16 protein-coding genes are annotated in these 15,167 nt (G+C 29.0%); all 16 read right to left on the minus strand.

What is annotated here, in order from left to right; all coding sequences use genetic code 11:
* Positions 1 to 72: 72 nt before the first annotated feature.
* Positions 73 to 1,038, minus strand: a complete 966-nt coding sequence (gene hemB / locus ACTG48_RS19215; protein WP_021386360.1) for a porphobilinogen synthase — start codon at positions 1,036 to 1,038, stop codon at positions 73 to 75.
* A 15-nt stretch (positions 1,039 to 1,053) separates the two neighbouring features.
* A complete protein-coding gene (cobA, locus tag ACTG48_RS19220) occupies positions 1,054 to 2,553 on the minus strand; it encodes a uroporphyrinogen-III C-methyltransferase (protein WP_479917727.1) in 1,500 nt (499 codons plus the stop codon).
* Positions 2,543 to 3,448 (minus strand): hydroxymethylbilane synthase, encoded by a 906-nt coding sequence (gene hemC, locus ACTG48_RS19225; RefSeq protein WP_479917728.1) that lies wholly within the window; start codon positions 3,446 to 3,448, stop codon positions 2,543 to 2,545. The genes cobA and hemC overlap by 11 nt, the downstream gene beginning before the upstream one ends.
* 30 nt (positions 3,449 to 3,478) lie before the next feature.
* Positions 3,479 to 4,957: a cobalt-factor II C(20)-methyltransferase gene (locus ACTG48_RS19230; protein WP_479917729.1), complete on the minus strand. Its 1,479-nt coding sequence runs from the start codon at positions 4,955 to 4,957 to the stop codon at positions 3,479 to 3,481.
* A gap of 19 nt (positions 4,958 to 4,976) precedes the next feature.
* Complete coding sequence (gene cobK / locus ACTG48_RS19235) at positions 4,977 to 5,726, minus strand: precorrin-6A reductase (protein ID WP_021386350.1); 750 nt, start codon at positions 5,724 to 5,726, stop codon at positions 4,977 to 4,979.
* Positions 5,723 to 6,448, minus strand: coding sequence for a precorrin-3B C(17)-methyltransferase (gene cobJ, locus ACTG48_RS19240; protein ID WP_479917730.1), 726 nt, complete (start codon positions 6,446 to 6,448; stop codon positions 5,723 to 5,725). The genes cobK and cobJ overlap by 4 nt, the downstream gene beginning before the upstream one ends.
* On the minus strand, positions 6,445 to 7,359 hold the full coding sequence (gene cbiG, locus ACTG48_RS19245) for a cobalt-precorrin 5A hydrolase (protein WP_479918809.1): 915 nt from the start codon (positions 7,357 to 7,359) through the stop codon (positions 6,445 to 6,447). Before cbiG ends, cobJ begins: the two co-directional genes overlap by 4 nt.
* A 129-nt stretch (positions 7,360 to 7,488) precedes the next feature.
* A complete protein-coding gene (gene tnpB / locus ACTG48_RS19250; protein ID WP_479917731.1) occupies positions 7,489 to 8,598 on the minus strand; it encodes an IS200/IS605 family element RNA-guided endonuclease TnpB in 1,110 nt (369 codons plus the stop codon).
* A 619-nt stretch (positions 8,599 to 9,217) separates the two neighbouring features.
* The gene (locus ACTG48_RS19255; protein WP_479917732.1) at positions 9,218 to 9,424 is read right to left on the minus strand and encodes a hypothetical protein; all 207 of its coding nucleotides are present in this window, start codon (positions 9,422 to 9,424) and stop codon (positions 9,218 to 9,220) included.
* Positions 9,408 to 10,160, minus strand: coding sequence for a cobalt-precorrin-4 methyltransferase (locus ACTG48_RS19260; protein WP_021386369.1), 753 nt, complete (start codon positions 10,158 to 10,160; stop codon positions 9,408 to 9,410). The genes ACTG48_RS19255 and ACTG48_RS19260 overlap by 17 nt, the downstream gene beginning before the upstream one ends.
* Positions 10,153 to 10,728, minus strand: a complete 576-nt coding sequence (locus tag ACTG48_RS19265; protein WP_021386341.1) for a decarboxylating cobalt-precorrin-6B (C(15))-methyltransferase — start codon at positions 10,726 to 10,728, stop codon at positions 10,153 to 10,155. Before ACTG48_RS19265 ends, ACTG48_RS19260 begins: the two co-directional genes overlap by 8 nt.
* Positions 10,718 to 11,326: a cobalt-precorrin-7 (C(5))-methyltransferase gene (locus tag ACTG48_RS19270; protein ID WP_021386351.1), complete on the minus strand. Its 609-nt coding sequence runs from the start codon at positions 11,324 to 11,326 to the stop codon at positions 10,718 to 10,720. The genes ACTG48_RS19265 and ACTG48_RS19270 overlap by 11 nt, the downstream gene beginning before the upstream one ends.
* Complete coding sequence (gene cbiD / locus ACTG48_RS19275) at positions 11,323 to 12,549, minus strand: cobalt-precorrin-5B (C(1))-methyltransferase CbiD (protein ID WP_479917733.1); 1,227 nt, start codon at positions 12,547 to 12,549, stop codon at positions 11,323 to 11,325. Before cbiD ends, ACTG48_RS19270 begins: the two co-directional genes overlap by 4 nt.
* Positions 12,550 to 12,557: 8 nt before the next feature.
* Positions 12,558 to 13,190, minus strand: a complete 633-nt coding sequence (locus ACTG48_RS19280; protein ID WP_479917734.1) for a cobalt-precorrin-8 methylmutase — start codon at positions 13,188 to 13,190, stop codon at positions 12,558 to 12,560.
* Complete coding sequence (locus ACTG48_RS19285; protein ID WP_479917735.1) at positions 13,178 to 14,065, minus strand: GHMP family kinase ATP-binding protein; 888 nt, start codon at positions 14,063 to 14,065, stop codon at positions 13,178 to 13,180. Before ACTG48_RS19285 ends, ACTG48_RS19280 begins: the two co-directional genes overlap by 13 nt.
* A gap of 1 nt (position 14,066) precedes the next feature.
* Positions 14,067 to 15,137, minus strand: coding sequence for a pyridoxal phosphate-dependent aminotransferase (locus ACTG48_RS19290; RefSeq protein ID WP_479917736.1), 1,071 nt, complete (start codon positions 15,135 to 15,137; stop codon positions 14,067 to 14,069).
* Positions 15,138 to 15,167: the final 30 nt, after the last annotated feature.

The raw sequence follows: 15,167 nt of genomic DNA on the forward strand, positions 1-15,167 counted from the left end.
TCTAAATAAAAACATGCTAAAATATCTAATTATAATTTCTATACTTTCTAAGATTCTTTTTCTTTATAAAATTTATTTTTGCAACAACTTAGCAATATCTTTAGCAAAATAAGTTATTATTATATCTGCTCCTGCTCTTTTTATAGATGTAATTGATTCAAGAATTACATCTTCATTTAATAAACCTTCTTTTACAGCATACTTAAGCATAGAGTATTCTCCACTTACATTATAAGCTGCTAGAGGTAAATCAAAATTGTCTTTAACTCTTCTTATGATATCTAAATATGATAATGCAGGTTTAACCATAAGTATGTCTGCACCTTCTAATATATCAAGCTCAGTTTCTATTATAGCTTCATTGCTATTTGCTGGGTCCATTTGATATGTTTTTCTATCACCAAAAGATGGAGCTGAATGAGCTGCTTCTCTAAAAGGTCCATAGAAATTTGAAGCGTATTTAACACTGTAAGCCATTATTCCTATATTCTCTAACCCATTTTCATCTAAAGCTTCTCTTATCGCTTGTATTCTTCCATCCATCATATCAGATGGAGCTACCATATCTGCTCCAGCTTTAGCATGACTTACAGATATTTTAGCTAAATACTCTAATGATTTATCATTATCAACATAGCCAGTATCAGTTAAAATTCCACAATGTCCATGACTTGTATATTGACACATACAGACATCTGTTATTACATTCATATCTGGATTTATCTCTTTAACTTTTCTAATTGCCTTTTGAACTATTCCATTATCATTAAATGCTTGTGAAGCACACTCATCTTTTTCATCTGGCACTCCAAATAACATTATATGTTCAATTCCTAACTCACTTATTTCTTTTATTTCTTCTTCTAACTTATCTATAGATAAATGATAAACATCTGGTAAAGATTTAATTTCTTCTTTAATATTTTCTCCCTCTACTACAAATAGCGGGTATATCAAATCTTCTACATTCACTTTAGTTTCTCTTACTAAATTTCTTATTGCTTTACTTGCTCTTAGTCTTCTTGGTCTTCTTAACATAGTAATCCTCCAAAATTAATTTTTTATGATTAAATCTATCAATGAATCTATAGTAGATTTAGTAGCTTCTTTATATAGCTTTATTCCCAAACTATTTATTGTATCTGTAGTTATAGGTCCTATGGATAGCGTTTTTATTTTGTCTAATATTTTAATATTTTCTTTTCCTATAATTTCAACAAGATTATTTACTGTTGAAGAACTAGTAAAAGTTATATAATCTATATCTTTAGAATTTAAAATATCTAATATCTCATCTTTTTTACCTTCATCTATTAATGTTCTATATGTATGTACTTCTGTTACTTCACAAATATCCTTAAGCTTGTCAACTAGATAGTCTCTAGCATTTTCTGCTCTTGGTATAAGTATATTATCACTACTTTTCAAGATAGGCATTAGCTCTTCATATAGTGATTCTGCTACAAATTTTTTAGGTACTATATCAGCTATAATTCCTCTTTTTTTCAATTCATTTGATGTAGCAGAACCTATAGCACATATTTTTAAATTAGATAGTATTCTTAGATCAAAATTCATTTCATATATCTTTTCAAAAAAGATTTCTACAGCATTTTTACTAGTTAATATTAGATAATTATATTTGTTTATATTTTTTATTTCGTTTTCTAACTTAATATTATTTTGTATTTTTTCTATCTTTATAGTAGGTATTTCAACTGGATTTCCACCTAAATCCATTATTTTTTCCACCAATACACTATTTTGATTTCTAGACCTAGTTACAGCAATACTTTTTCCAAATAAAGGCTTATTCTCAAAGAAATTCAACTTTTCTCTAAGACCTACAACACTTCCAACTACTATAAGGGTTGGTGGCTTTACTTCTTCTTTAATAGCAGTTTCATAAACATTCTCAAGTGTAGATGTAACAACTCTTTGATTGTACCTAGTTGCCCAACTTATAAGAGCAACTGGTGTATCTTTATCTTTTCCCTGTTTCATTAAGTTTTCACTTATTTTCTTTAAGTTTGATATTCCCATTAAAAACACAAGAGTCCCTTTATTGTTTGCAAGAGCATTCCAATTTAATTCTCCACTATCATCACCTTTCAAGTGACCTGTTATTACATGAAAAGATGAAGCATGTTCTCTATGTGTTATAGGTATACCAGCATAACATAAGCCTCCTATAGCAGAAGTTATTCCTGGAACTACTTCAAATTCTATCCCCTCATCTACTAAAGTCTCTGCTTCTTCGCCTCCTCTACCAAATACATAAGGGTCTCCCCCCTTAAGACGAGTCACATATTTTCCTTCTTTAGCTTTCTCTGCTATAATTCTATTTATATCTTCCTGTGGCAAAATATGATTACTTGATGCCTTTCCTACATATATAAGTTCACAATCAGGCTTAGCCTCTCTTAAGTAACTACTATTTGCTAATCTATCATATACTATTACATCTGATTTTCTTATACACTCTAGGCCTTTTAAAGTCATGAGTTTATAATCTCCTGGTCCTGCTCCTACTAAGTAAACCTTACCCTTCATAATTCTCATACTCCTTCAACACAAGTTTAGCTAACTTTAAACCTAACTCTCTAGGGGAAGAAATATCTCCATCTATAGACTTAATTACTACTTTAGTCCCTTCTGAATCTCCATATAGACCAGTAAGATGTATCTTATCTTGGATTATTTCACAATAAGCTGCCATTGGAATATGACAACTTCCATTAACACCATCCAAAAAACCTCTCTCAGCTAATATTTGGATTTCTGTATTTTCATCTTTTAGTGAATTTACTATTTCTTCTATATTACTATCATTACTTCTTATTTCTATAGCCAAAGCTCCTTGAGCAGGTGCTGGTATAACAACATCAACAGGTAAATAAGAACTTATTTTTTCTTGTAAATTCGCTCTTATTATTCCTGATGCAGCTAACACAATCCCATGCATATTTTCATCTTTTATTTTTCGTATTCTAGTTTCCACATTACCTCTAACTTGTACTATATTTAGGTCAGGTCTTTGCTTTAATAATTGAAATTTTCTTCTTTTACTTCCTGTTCCTATTACTGCTCCATGAGGTAAATCGTCTAAGTTTTTATATCCTTCTCTAAGTATTAGAACATCTCTTGGGTCTTCTCTCTTAGGTGTATGAGCAAATTTTAGTCCATCTGCTAAATAAGAGGGCATATCCTTCATACTATGTACTGCTATATCTATTTTTCCATCCAATAGTTGTTGCTCTATTTCTTTAACAAACAATCCTTTATCGCCTATTTTATCTAGGGAAACATTTTGAATCAAGTCCCCTTTTGTCTTTATAACTTTAATCTCAAAATTAATATTTGGATACTTCTTTTTTAGTTCATTAATTACCCATTCTGTTTGTATAAGTGCTAGATTACTACCCCTAGTTCCAACCACGATATTCATACTAAATCTCCTTTAAAATGTTACCTTCATCTATTTTATTTTGTTCTCTTTATTTACTAGTATTGTAGAAAAATAAGATATCTTATCTTCAAGATGTGCCTCTCGTAAATCTTTAAATACAGTTTCACCTTCTTGAGACGAATTACTTACTAAAATAGCATGTTCTATTAGATTATATTTTTCTAGTTTCTTTATTATTTCTTTAAAATTCTTATAAACTTTCATCAATACTATTGAGTTATAATTTTGTAAAGCAAGTTCTATTTTATCATCTTCCATAGTACAAGGAACTATTACTAAGGCTTCCTTATCCATAACTAGTGGGAAATTTTGATTAGATGCTATATTAGAAAATGATGAAATTCCTGGTATAGTCTCGACCTCTATCTCATCTGATATTCTCTCCATTATGTACACATATGTGCTATAAATCATAGGGTCCCCTAATGTTACAAACCCTACATTTTTTCCATTCTTAACATCGGCAGCAATCTCTTCGGCTACATTGTCCCATGCTATATTCTTTTCATTTCCATCAAAACACATTGGAAAATGTCTAGATTTTATCTCTATTGATTCATTTAAGTATTCTTTAACTATTGATAAAGCTAAGCTATCTCCACCTTTTTTTGATTCTGGAGTATATAAAATATCTAGTTTCTTTAATGTGCTAACTGCCTTCATTGTAAGTAAAGAACTATCTCCTGGCCCTGCTCCTATACCATAAAATTTAACATTTTCTGCACATTTAGTCGCATGACGAACAAACTTATCTTGTATATAAGGATTTTCACCTAAGCCTTTTAAATGTATATTTACATTAAACCCATTCTCTTCTAAGATTGTTTTCCAAGAATCTTCTTCATCTCCTGCCATATCATTTATAGCATGGTCACCTGCAACTAACATAAATGGCATTAGATTTACAGTTTTTATATTTCCTTCTTTTAATCTTCTTATTACATGTTCTATTTCTGGATAACCTTCAACTGTGCCAACATAAGCATTTACTCCATTATCTCTAAGCATATACTCTAATGCTGGATATGCCGAATGTGACTCATGAATAGTTCCATGACCCATGAATACTACTGCTTCATCATTTTCCATATGAGGGATTTGATGCTTAATTGCCTCTACAGATTCTTGATAGTCCTCAATATGTGTAAGTAAAGGTCTACCTAATACAATCTTTTTAAATTTAGATGAGTAGCTTTCCACTTGTTCTTTTAACTTGTTAAATTCTTCTCCACATATAATATGAAGAGTTTGAATTATTACTTCATCATATCCTTGTTCATATATTTTATCTAAAGCTTGTATTGGATTGTCTATCTCTATTCCATCTCTTTTTCTTATTTTATTTATTATCATATTTGATGTATAGGCTCTAAAAAAATCGTAATTTTTTAATGAATTTTTTATTTTATTTTCACATATATCTATTGTCTTTTCTCTCGTTTCATTATAGCTTGTACCAAAACTCACTACTAATAAGGCCTTCTTCATATGTTCTCCTCCTAAAAAATTATACAAGTATGTCTTTAATTTTGTTTATATCATTAATTACATTTTCATAGTTAATTGATTCTCTCTTAATAATTATCACTGGTATATTGAAACTTTTACATGCATTTACTTTTTCTAAGAAACCACCTGCTATTCCACTTTCTTTTGTTATAACTAAGTCTATGTCATAATGTTTATAAGTTTCTTCGTTTATACACTGGCTAAACGGCCCTTTCATAGCTACTATATTGTCTGCGTTTAAACCTAATTTTTCACAACTTAGTATAACTTCACTAGTTGGAAGAACTCTAACTACTAAGTTTTTATCATTTATTTCTTCTACAAATCTATTCAAATTTTTACTTCCTGTTCCTATGAATATATTTTTTCCTATTTTATTTGCTATTTCACAGGCTTCTTCAATTGTATTTACTATAAACTTATTATCATAATCTATTTTTTCAATTAGAGATTTTCTCTCAAATCTTATATATTCTATATTTGATAGTTTTGCACAATACATAGCATTTTTAGATACTTCAACTGCATAAGGATGAGTTGCATCTATTATTTTTACTATATGGTTATCTTTTATAAATTTTAGCATTTCCTCTTTTCCGAGTTTCCCTAAAATCACATTTTTTGTATGTCGTTGTGCAAGTTCCTTTCCATAATCTGTGGTCACTGAAAGGATATATGGTTGCTTTAGTTCATTTATCTTATCACATATAGATAAGCTATCTGAAGTTCCTCCTAAAATCAAAATCATACTGTATAGCCTCTTGGAGTTATCATCAACTCACCATCAATATAAGTAGATTTATTTCCAATTATAACCATTGTAGTCATATCGACTTTTTCAAAATCCATATTTTCAAAAGTACATACAAATTTTTCTTCCTTTTCTCTGCCTATATCTTTAACCACTCCAACAGGCGTATTCCCACTTTTAAATTCACCCATTATTTTAAATGCTTTACTTAAATGCTCACTTCTTCCTTTACTTCTTGGATTATATAAACAAATTACAAAGTCAGCTTCAGCAGCTAATTTCAACCTTTTTTCAATTACTTCCCATGGAGTCATTAAATCACTTAAACTTATATGACAAAAATCATGCATAATAGGAGCTCCAAGTATCGCTGCTGCACCAATACTTGCAGTAACACCTGGAATCACTTTTACTTTTATATCTTCTTTTTCTTTAGATATTAATTCTAAGATAAGTCCTGCCATTCCATATATTCCAGCATCTCCACTACTTACAACTGCTACCTTTTTTCCTTTTTTAGCTTCTTCTACTGCTTGTTTACATCTGTCAACTTCTTGTCTCATACCATTTTGAATTATTTCTTTATTTTGTATAAATTCTTCTATTAAATTTATATAAGTTTTATATCCAACAATAGCCTCAGAATCTTCAATTGCTTTTATTGCTTCTAAAGTCATGGTATCTTTGCTTCCTGGACCAATTCCTACAACGTATATCATATTTTTATTCTCCCCACTGAAAAAGTTATTCCTTTATATTTATGTTTTTCAACTATTAAATTACCTTTGCTCAAAAGATATGCTACAGGCTCTGCTACTGAATACACTCCCACATTTTTTTTAACAAAATCGGATTTATCAAATAAATTATCCACCTTTGATATTTCATCTATTGAAAATGTTTTAAATTGTATTTGTAGTACTTTTGATAAATCAATGATTGCCTTCTCATCTTTTTTCAGCTCTATACTTCCAATCATATTTATTGCTCTTATATCTATATTTTGTTTATTAAGAAATTCTACAAGCGAGTTATACATTAACTCACTATCTGTATTTCTTCTACAACCAATTCCTATTACTATATCTTTTGGAATTACTCTTATTATTTTTTCATTAATATAACCATTCTCAAACTCATTATCTGTATTTAAATTTTCAACATCTCTAATACAATTTATTTTATGGCTTATTATAACCACTTTTTCTATGTACTTATCTAAGAAACTCTCTTTTAATTCATCAATGTTTTCTATAAACTTAAATCCTCTAGTATCAACTTGATACCCTTCATCAACATATAAGCCAACACCTTTATTATTAACTAACATAGAATTCACTTCTTTTACATTTTCTCTGAAGTTATCAATGTGTGCATTTAGGTTATTTGCTATCATGTCTAAGGAAGCTTTTTGATTTACATCAGTGGCTGTTGTTATTACTGGGTTAGCATCGATAAGATTACTTATATAATGTGTTAAATTATTTGCTCCTCCAATATGCCCACTCAATAAACTTATTACGTTTTTGCCTTTTTCATCTAGTACTAAAATTGCTGGGTCGCTAAATTTACTCACTATATATGGTGCTATACTTCGTACAACTATACCTGTAGCCATTATAAATACTATGTACTGAACCTCCCATGACTAAAGTCACAGGGTTCCTGTTTCATAGAATTTCGCATACTAAAATATGTCTTACCAATTCTCCACAGGCTATCCCCGTAGTTCCTACGGTTCTTACATACGTTATCTATTTTAAACTCTTATTAGTCTTAATCCTTCTTTTAGTATATTTATACTTGCATTTATATCTCTATCGTGAGTTTCATTACAACAAGGACACATCCATTCTCTTATACTTAAATTCTTCATTTCCTCGTTTTTGTACCCACATTTATTGCATATTTGTGAACTTGCAAAGAATTTACCTACCTTTACAATTTGTCTACCATACCAATTAGCCTTGTATTCTAATTGACGAACAAATTCTGACCATGACACATCAGAAATAGAAAGAGATAGTTTATGATTTCTAGTCATGTTCTTTACTTGTAAATCCTCTATGCAAATAATATCATTCTCTCGTATTAATTTAGTAGATAGTTTTTGTAGAAAATCCTTCCTTTGATTAGCTATATGTTCTTGAAGTCTTGCAACTTTTAATCTTGCTTTATTTCTATTTAAACTCCCAATTGTTTTTCTCGATAGTTCTCTTTGTAATTTAGCAAGTTTGTTTAATGACTTTAGAAGATACTTAGGATTTTCTATAAATTCTCCACAACTTGAGATACAAAATTCTTTAATTCCTAAATCTAAACCTATCTGATTATTAGTATTTTCAAATGCTTTAATATCTATATCAGTACAACATAATGATACATAATATTTACCACTTGGTTCTTTGGATACTGTAGCATTAAGTATTCTCCCTTGAGGTACTTGTTTATCCCTTACTTTAACCATACCAATTTTAGGTAATTTTATATATTGACTAAAGTACATAATATTTCCATTTGTAAAGTTAGTTCTATATGAAAATCTATTAGTTTTCTTTGATTTAAATTTAGGAAATCCTGCATTTTCTTTAAAGAATTTTTTATATGCGTTTTCTAAATCTTTTAAGGTGTTTTGTAGTGAAAATTTGTCAGGTTCTTTAAGCCACTCTAATTCTCTTTTTAAATTGGTCAAATCAGAACTGCACTGTTTATAAGTAAAAGTTTCTTTATTGTTTTCATAAACTTCTATTTTTTTAGAAAGATACTTATTATATACAAATCTACAACATCCAAAAGTTTTGTTAATTAACTCTTGCTGTTTTTTATTTGGATACATTCTAAACTTATAAGCTTTTTCCACTACTATCACCTCACTTTAATTGTTTTTTATGATTATTAATATACATATCCGAGTAACTTCTATTTTTCATCACCCATTATAATATTAACAAACGTAATTATTTAAAACAATTATTTCGAAGGTTTTATATTTATTTTTAAATAACATATGTAAGAACCATAAGTCCTAACTTTTATCATTTTTGAAGTTGTCGTTCACATAAGTTCGCTACTACCTATGCAGTTCTCTTATGAACTTCTTACACTTTCATGTAAGCACAGACTATATCTTATCCTTCGGCATTATCCGTTAAGGTCTACCCACTTCCACTACCAATAGCTTGTAGTGTACTTCCCTCAAGAGGAATAGTCGTTGAAGTTTCTCCTATTTGGAGCTTACCTGCTGATTGCCCATTTTAAAGTACTTAGGGTTTAACCTTATACCATCTAACCAATTTTTTCTACTTTCGTAACTTTCACACTTAGGTTTATTTCATCCTTATGTTTTAGTTTGGTTAGCTTTAGGGGTTTCCAGCAATTCAAGTAGTATTGGATAGGTTATATCCTATCTCTACATATAAGTTTCCCTATACGCTGACTACTTTAGCTGCTAACTCACGACTAAAGTCACAAGTGTGCGTAGCTATTTTTTAATCAAATTTATTAAATACTTCTCCCACAAAATCACTTAATTTCTTTTGAACTATATGTACACATGTTTCTTGAACATTTAAATCACTTTTTTTATTTTTTATTTGATATATAACACAGTTACTTACTAAAGATTTTATCTTTACAGCTAGATTCTTACCATTTTCTGTGATACAGATTATAGCAATATTACCCTCTATACTCATGTTTAAAATCCTTGTCATATAACTTTGAGTTATTATATTCTTCTCCTAAGAATCTTCCAACCATTATTAAAGCAGTTTTGTTTATATTATTTTCTTTAACTTTTACAGCTATGTCACTTAAAGTTCCTTTAACTATTTTTTCATCTGCCCAAGTTGCTTTATATATAACTGCTATAGGGGTATCTTTTGGATATCCACCTTCCAGTAATCTAGACACAACCTTCTCAATTTCTTGAACAGATAAAAATATTACCATAGATGTTTGATGCTTAGCATATGATTGTATTGATTCTTTCTCTGGAACTGGAGTTCTTCCTTCCATTCTTGTTATAATTACACTTTGAGAAATTTCTGGAACTGTATATTCAACACCTAAAGATGAAGCTGCTCCTAAAAAAGAACTTACTCCTGGAGTGCAATCATAGTCTATATTCAATTTATTTAAATCCTCCACTTGCTCTCTAATTGAACCATATATAGAAAAATCACCTGTTTGCAATCTTACAACAGACTTATTATTTTCTATACCTTCTCTCATTACATCTATTATCTCTTGTAAATCCATATGTGCACTATTATGTATTTGGCAATCTTCTTTACAATATTCCAGAAGTTCAGGATTAACAAGAGAACCTGCATATATTACTACATCTGCATTACTTAATAATTTGTATCCTTTTAATGTTATTAATTCTTTATCTCCAGGTCCTGCTCCTACAAAATGTACTTTATTCATAATCATTTTCCCCTTTTTCACAAGATATTATATATATAGGATTTAGTGGTTTAAAGTATTCACCTTTTCCTAGTTTCTCTAGTTTAGAAACATTCAAAACGCATACATCTATTTCTTTAAATCCATATTTTTTTAGTAGTTTTAAAGTTTGATTAAAAGTATCTATTATTATAAAATTAGCTACAAGTCTTCCTCCTGTAACCAAACTCTTTTTAGACCATTCTATTATTTCTTCTAAATTATTTCCTGTTCCACCAAGGAAAATAGACTCAACCTGAGTATTTAATCCTATATCGATTGGAGCATATCCTTTTATTACTTCTATATTTTTTAAGTTGAATTTTTTTACGTTTTTATCTATAAGCTCTATAGCAACATCATTTTTTTCTATGGATATAACATTTAAATTTGGATAATTATATGCTGCTTCAATACTTACACTACCTGTACCAGCCCCTATGTCTATAAAGTTTTTAGCATTAACTAAATTCAACTTACTTATTGATATTGCTCTAACTTCTTCTTTAGTAATTGGAACTTTCCCTGTTATAAATTCACTATTCTTCATCTAAAATCACCACAACATTCATCTCGAAATTGTCCATTCTTATTATATCTTCTGGTTTTGCTATTGTTATTTTTTCATTTTCATATGACAAATTTTCTCCTACAACAATAATCTTATTTAGATTTCTATCCATTATTTCTTTACTTATTTGTTTTGGCCCTATCTTAGAGTCTGTAACCATACATACTTTTTTATGTGATAGTATATAATCAAAATCTGGTACTTTACCATGACTACTTGTGATATATACATCATTCATATCAACGTATATTTTTGAAAATATATATTGTAATGAACTAATTCCAGAAACCATATTTATTATTTTGTTGTCAATATTCTTAGATAGATATCTACCTATACCATATATTAATGGGTCGCCAGAAGCTATTACTGATATTTGCTTTTCTTTATTATTATTTATGTACTCTATAATTTCTCTCAAATTAGAATCTAAGATTATTTTTTCTCCTTTGAAGTTTTTTATAGATTCTAGATTCCTCTTACCACCAATTAATACATCAGAAGTGGAAATTAAGTTTTCACCTTTTTTTGTTATATAGTCCAAATTCCCAGGCCCTAGACCTATTATGTTTATCATATAAAGACCTCCACTAATGCATCTGTATTATCCGATTTACCTAACAATGACTTATCCATTGAAAATATCATCACTTCCACATCAATATCATCTGACTCTTCATTTAAGTATTGCTTTACTCTATCTCTACATTTATTACTTAATATATTATACACCTGTTTATATTCACTATTATTTATTATATCTACAGCTTCTTCAGCTGTTAGGCACTGATTTATTTTATTTAAAAATTCATATGTAGCTCCCATTAAGGCTAAATTTGCCACTAATATCTCACTTCGAGCATCTGCTACTTTACTATGAGTATTAAAGATACCAGCAGATACTTTTATAAACTTACCTATATGGCCAGCCATTAATATTTTTTTATATCCTATTCTTTGAGCTTCTTTAATCATATAGCCTACAAAGTTACTCGTTCTAACTACATACTTAATATCTAAGTTTAGTTTCTCTCTTATAAACTGTTCTCCATGATTTCCTGGAACCAGTATTATTTTATCTAAGCCTTGTTCTTTTTTCATTTGAAGTTCTATAGATAAAGATTTTTTCCATCCTTCATCACTCATAGGTTCAACAATACCAGTTGTACCTATTATAGATATTCCTCCAACTATGCCTAATCTTGGATTAAATGTTTTCTTTGCTACTGCTTCTCCTTGTGGAGCAAATATTGTTATTTTTAAAACTTTATTATCTCCAAGTATAGATTCAAAATTACTTCCTACAAGCTTTCTTATTTCCTCGTTTATCATTTTAAGTGGAGTAGGATTTATAGCTGGCTTACCAACATCTACACTAAGCCCTTTTTTGGTTACTACCCCAATACCAATCCCACCATAAACTCTAATAAATTTATGTAACTCACTTTGACTCTCACTATTAGTACTTACACTACCGATATCATATAAAGTAAGATACTCTTTATCCTCATCGTTTTTGGATACAATTTCAGCTCTTGCATAAATATCCATAGTATGAGTTGCATCTATGTCATCTCCACCATCTTTTTTTATGGAACACTCCACAAAAGAATTAGAAATATTTACATTATCGACCTTTAATGATAGTGGTATCCCTTTAGGTGTATCTATATTTATAGTATCAATCTTATTTTTTGTCATCAACATGTACACAGCAGCCTTAGATGCACCTGTTGCACATGAACCTGTAGTATATCCTCTTCGATATTTTTTACCATCTATATACACATATTCTTCCATACACATACCTACATAGTATATAATATAGCATTTACTATTGCTGCTGCTAAATTACTACCACCTTTTCTGCCTTTAGAAATTATATATGGTATATCTGTTTTTTCAACTTCGTCTTTTGATTCTTGTGCCCCTACAAAACCTACAGGAACACCTATAACTGCATCTAAATCTAATCTTCCTTCTGATTTCATCTCCATAACTTTATATAAAGCTGTTGGTGCATTTCCTAAAACAAATATCTTTCTTCCCTCTTCTTTAGCTGCAATCTCTACTGCTGCCATGGAACGAGTAATCCCTTTCTCTTTAGCTAATTTTGCAGTTTCTTCGTCTGCTACTAAACATTTATATTTACATCCTAATGCTTCTAGCTTTCTTTTATTTATCCCACTAAGAGCCATATTTGTATCAGTATAAATACTCGCATTATTTTTTAATGCATCTATTATACTATCTACTGCTTCTTCTGATATTTTTAATATGTCTAAGTAATCAAAATCTGCAGTAGTATGTATAGCTCTCTTTATTATTTTTTCTTCGATAGTATTCTTAAATCTATAATCTGGTCTAATCTCATCTATTATCTCTTGTATTAATTCAAAACTTTTTTCTTCTATTTTCATAGGATTCTTTATGTATTGCATTCTATTTCCCCCTTAATTCCTCCATTTATTATGTTCAACGTATAAATCTTATTATAAACAGAATTTATATTAGATTCACATAAAACATTTATTATATTTTTATCATCCATAAACTTATCAATTAAAATACCTATTACTGTACCACTGTGAGCAATGTTTACTCCATATGCTCCACATTTTTCAGCTATTTTTATGATTTCATTTAAGTACTCTTTTTTTTCTATATTTTCATTTGCTAAACTACTCAAAGTACAAGCCTCTCCAACTAGAGATAAGTTATCATTTTTCAATCCTTCTTCTAAAAGAGTAAATGACTTTTTTATGATTTCCCTATTTTCTATTTTTAAGGTATTATAATCTTTCCTCAGCCTAATTTTCATAGTATCTAGTACTTTATTGGGCTCAAGTATTATAACTTTTGCATTACTTATATTTCCTAGGTATTTTATAACAGTTCCATTTAGAGGATTAAATATGCTATTTTTGTCTATAAATATAGAATCTGTTGGCTCTATTTCTGCTGCTAATTTACAAATCTCTTCACTACTCAAGTCTTTATCTATCAATGATAATGTTGCCTTTATAGTAGCTCCTATATCGGCAGTCGAACTTGCCATCCCTTTTCCAATAGGTATTTTACTATCTATATTCAAAGAAATATTTTTAGTATCTTTTTTAGGTAAATTAAACTTTTCAAATACCTTCTCAATTGCCAATCTTGACTTATATCTACCCAAATTTATATCTACTAATTTTTCTTCAATATACACTTTGGAATACATATCTATTGCATATGAGCATAAATATTCTTCATCATCAATTATCCCTTGTACAAACTCTCCACAAGATGCTGGGCATATTCCATAAGATTTCATTTTAATCACCCAATAAACTTTTTATATTTTCTATAAGAATTTTATTATCCTCATGAGATTTTATAGCTACTCTTATAAAACTATCATCTAATCCTACAAAGTTAGATGCATCTCTAACCAATAGATTTCCTTGCTTAAACAAATCTTTTTTCAATTCTCTAGATATTTTTTTATAAATTTTTATCAAAATAAAATTAGCATCTGTATCATAGACTTTTATATTTTTTACGTTTCTCAACTCTTGTAACATGTATTTTCTTTCTTTTATGTAATATTCTTTACTCTTTCTAATATACTCTTTATCTTCAAAAATAAAATCAGATAGTATGTCTGCAAAAGAATTTATAGTCCATGGCTCTTTGTATTCATAAATTTTGTCCATAATGTTAGTATTGCTTGTAATACCATATCCTAACCTTAAGCCAGGCATACCAAAAAACTTAGTCACAGCTTTAATGATGAATATGTTTTTGTTTGATTCTATATATTTTACTAAGCTATACTCATTTTCATCTTCAACAAATTCCATAAAAGTTTCATCAACTATTAATAGCTTTTCGTGTTGACCTAATAAGTAAACAAGTTCCTTTAAGTCTTGAACATTCCCACTAGGATTATTAGGATTACATATAAATAAGCTGTCAAATTTTTCAATGTTCTTTTTTATTATATCTATATCAAGTTTAAAATTATTTTCCGAATCTAACTCTAATTCTATAATATCTAGATTGTTTAACTTAGCACTTCTTCTATATTCTGAAAATGTAGGATTTATTATAGCTAATCTTTTTTTAATACTCCTCATAAGCAAATAAATCACTTCTGTAGCACCATTTCCAGGTATTATAAAGTTTGGATTTATATCTATATATTTTGATATATTTCCTCTCAAGTTTGTATAGTTTATATCTGGATAATTCCTACACTCTTTTAATCCTCTTAAAATGTATCTTTCTAAATTTGGTAATACATTTGGATTTATATTTGAACTAAAATCTATTATTTCTTTTGGGTCTTTCCCATATAATTTTGCCATTTCATCTACATTGGCACCATGCCCTAAATCCTTCATCTATGTCCCCCTTAAGTTAGCAAACCATAA

It is taken from the genome of Clostridioides sp. LIBA-6822 (assembly GCF_056688955.1).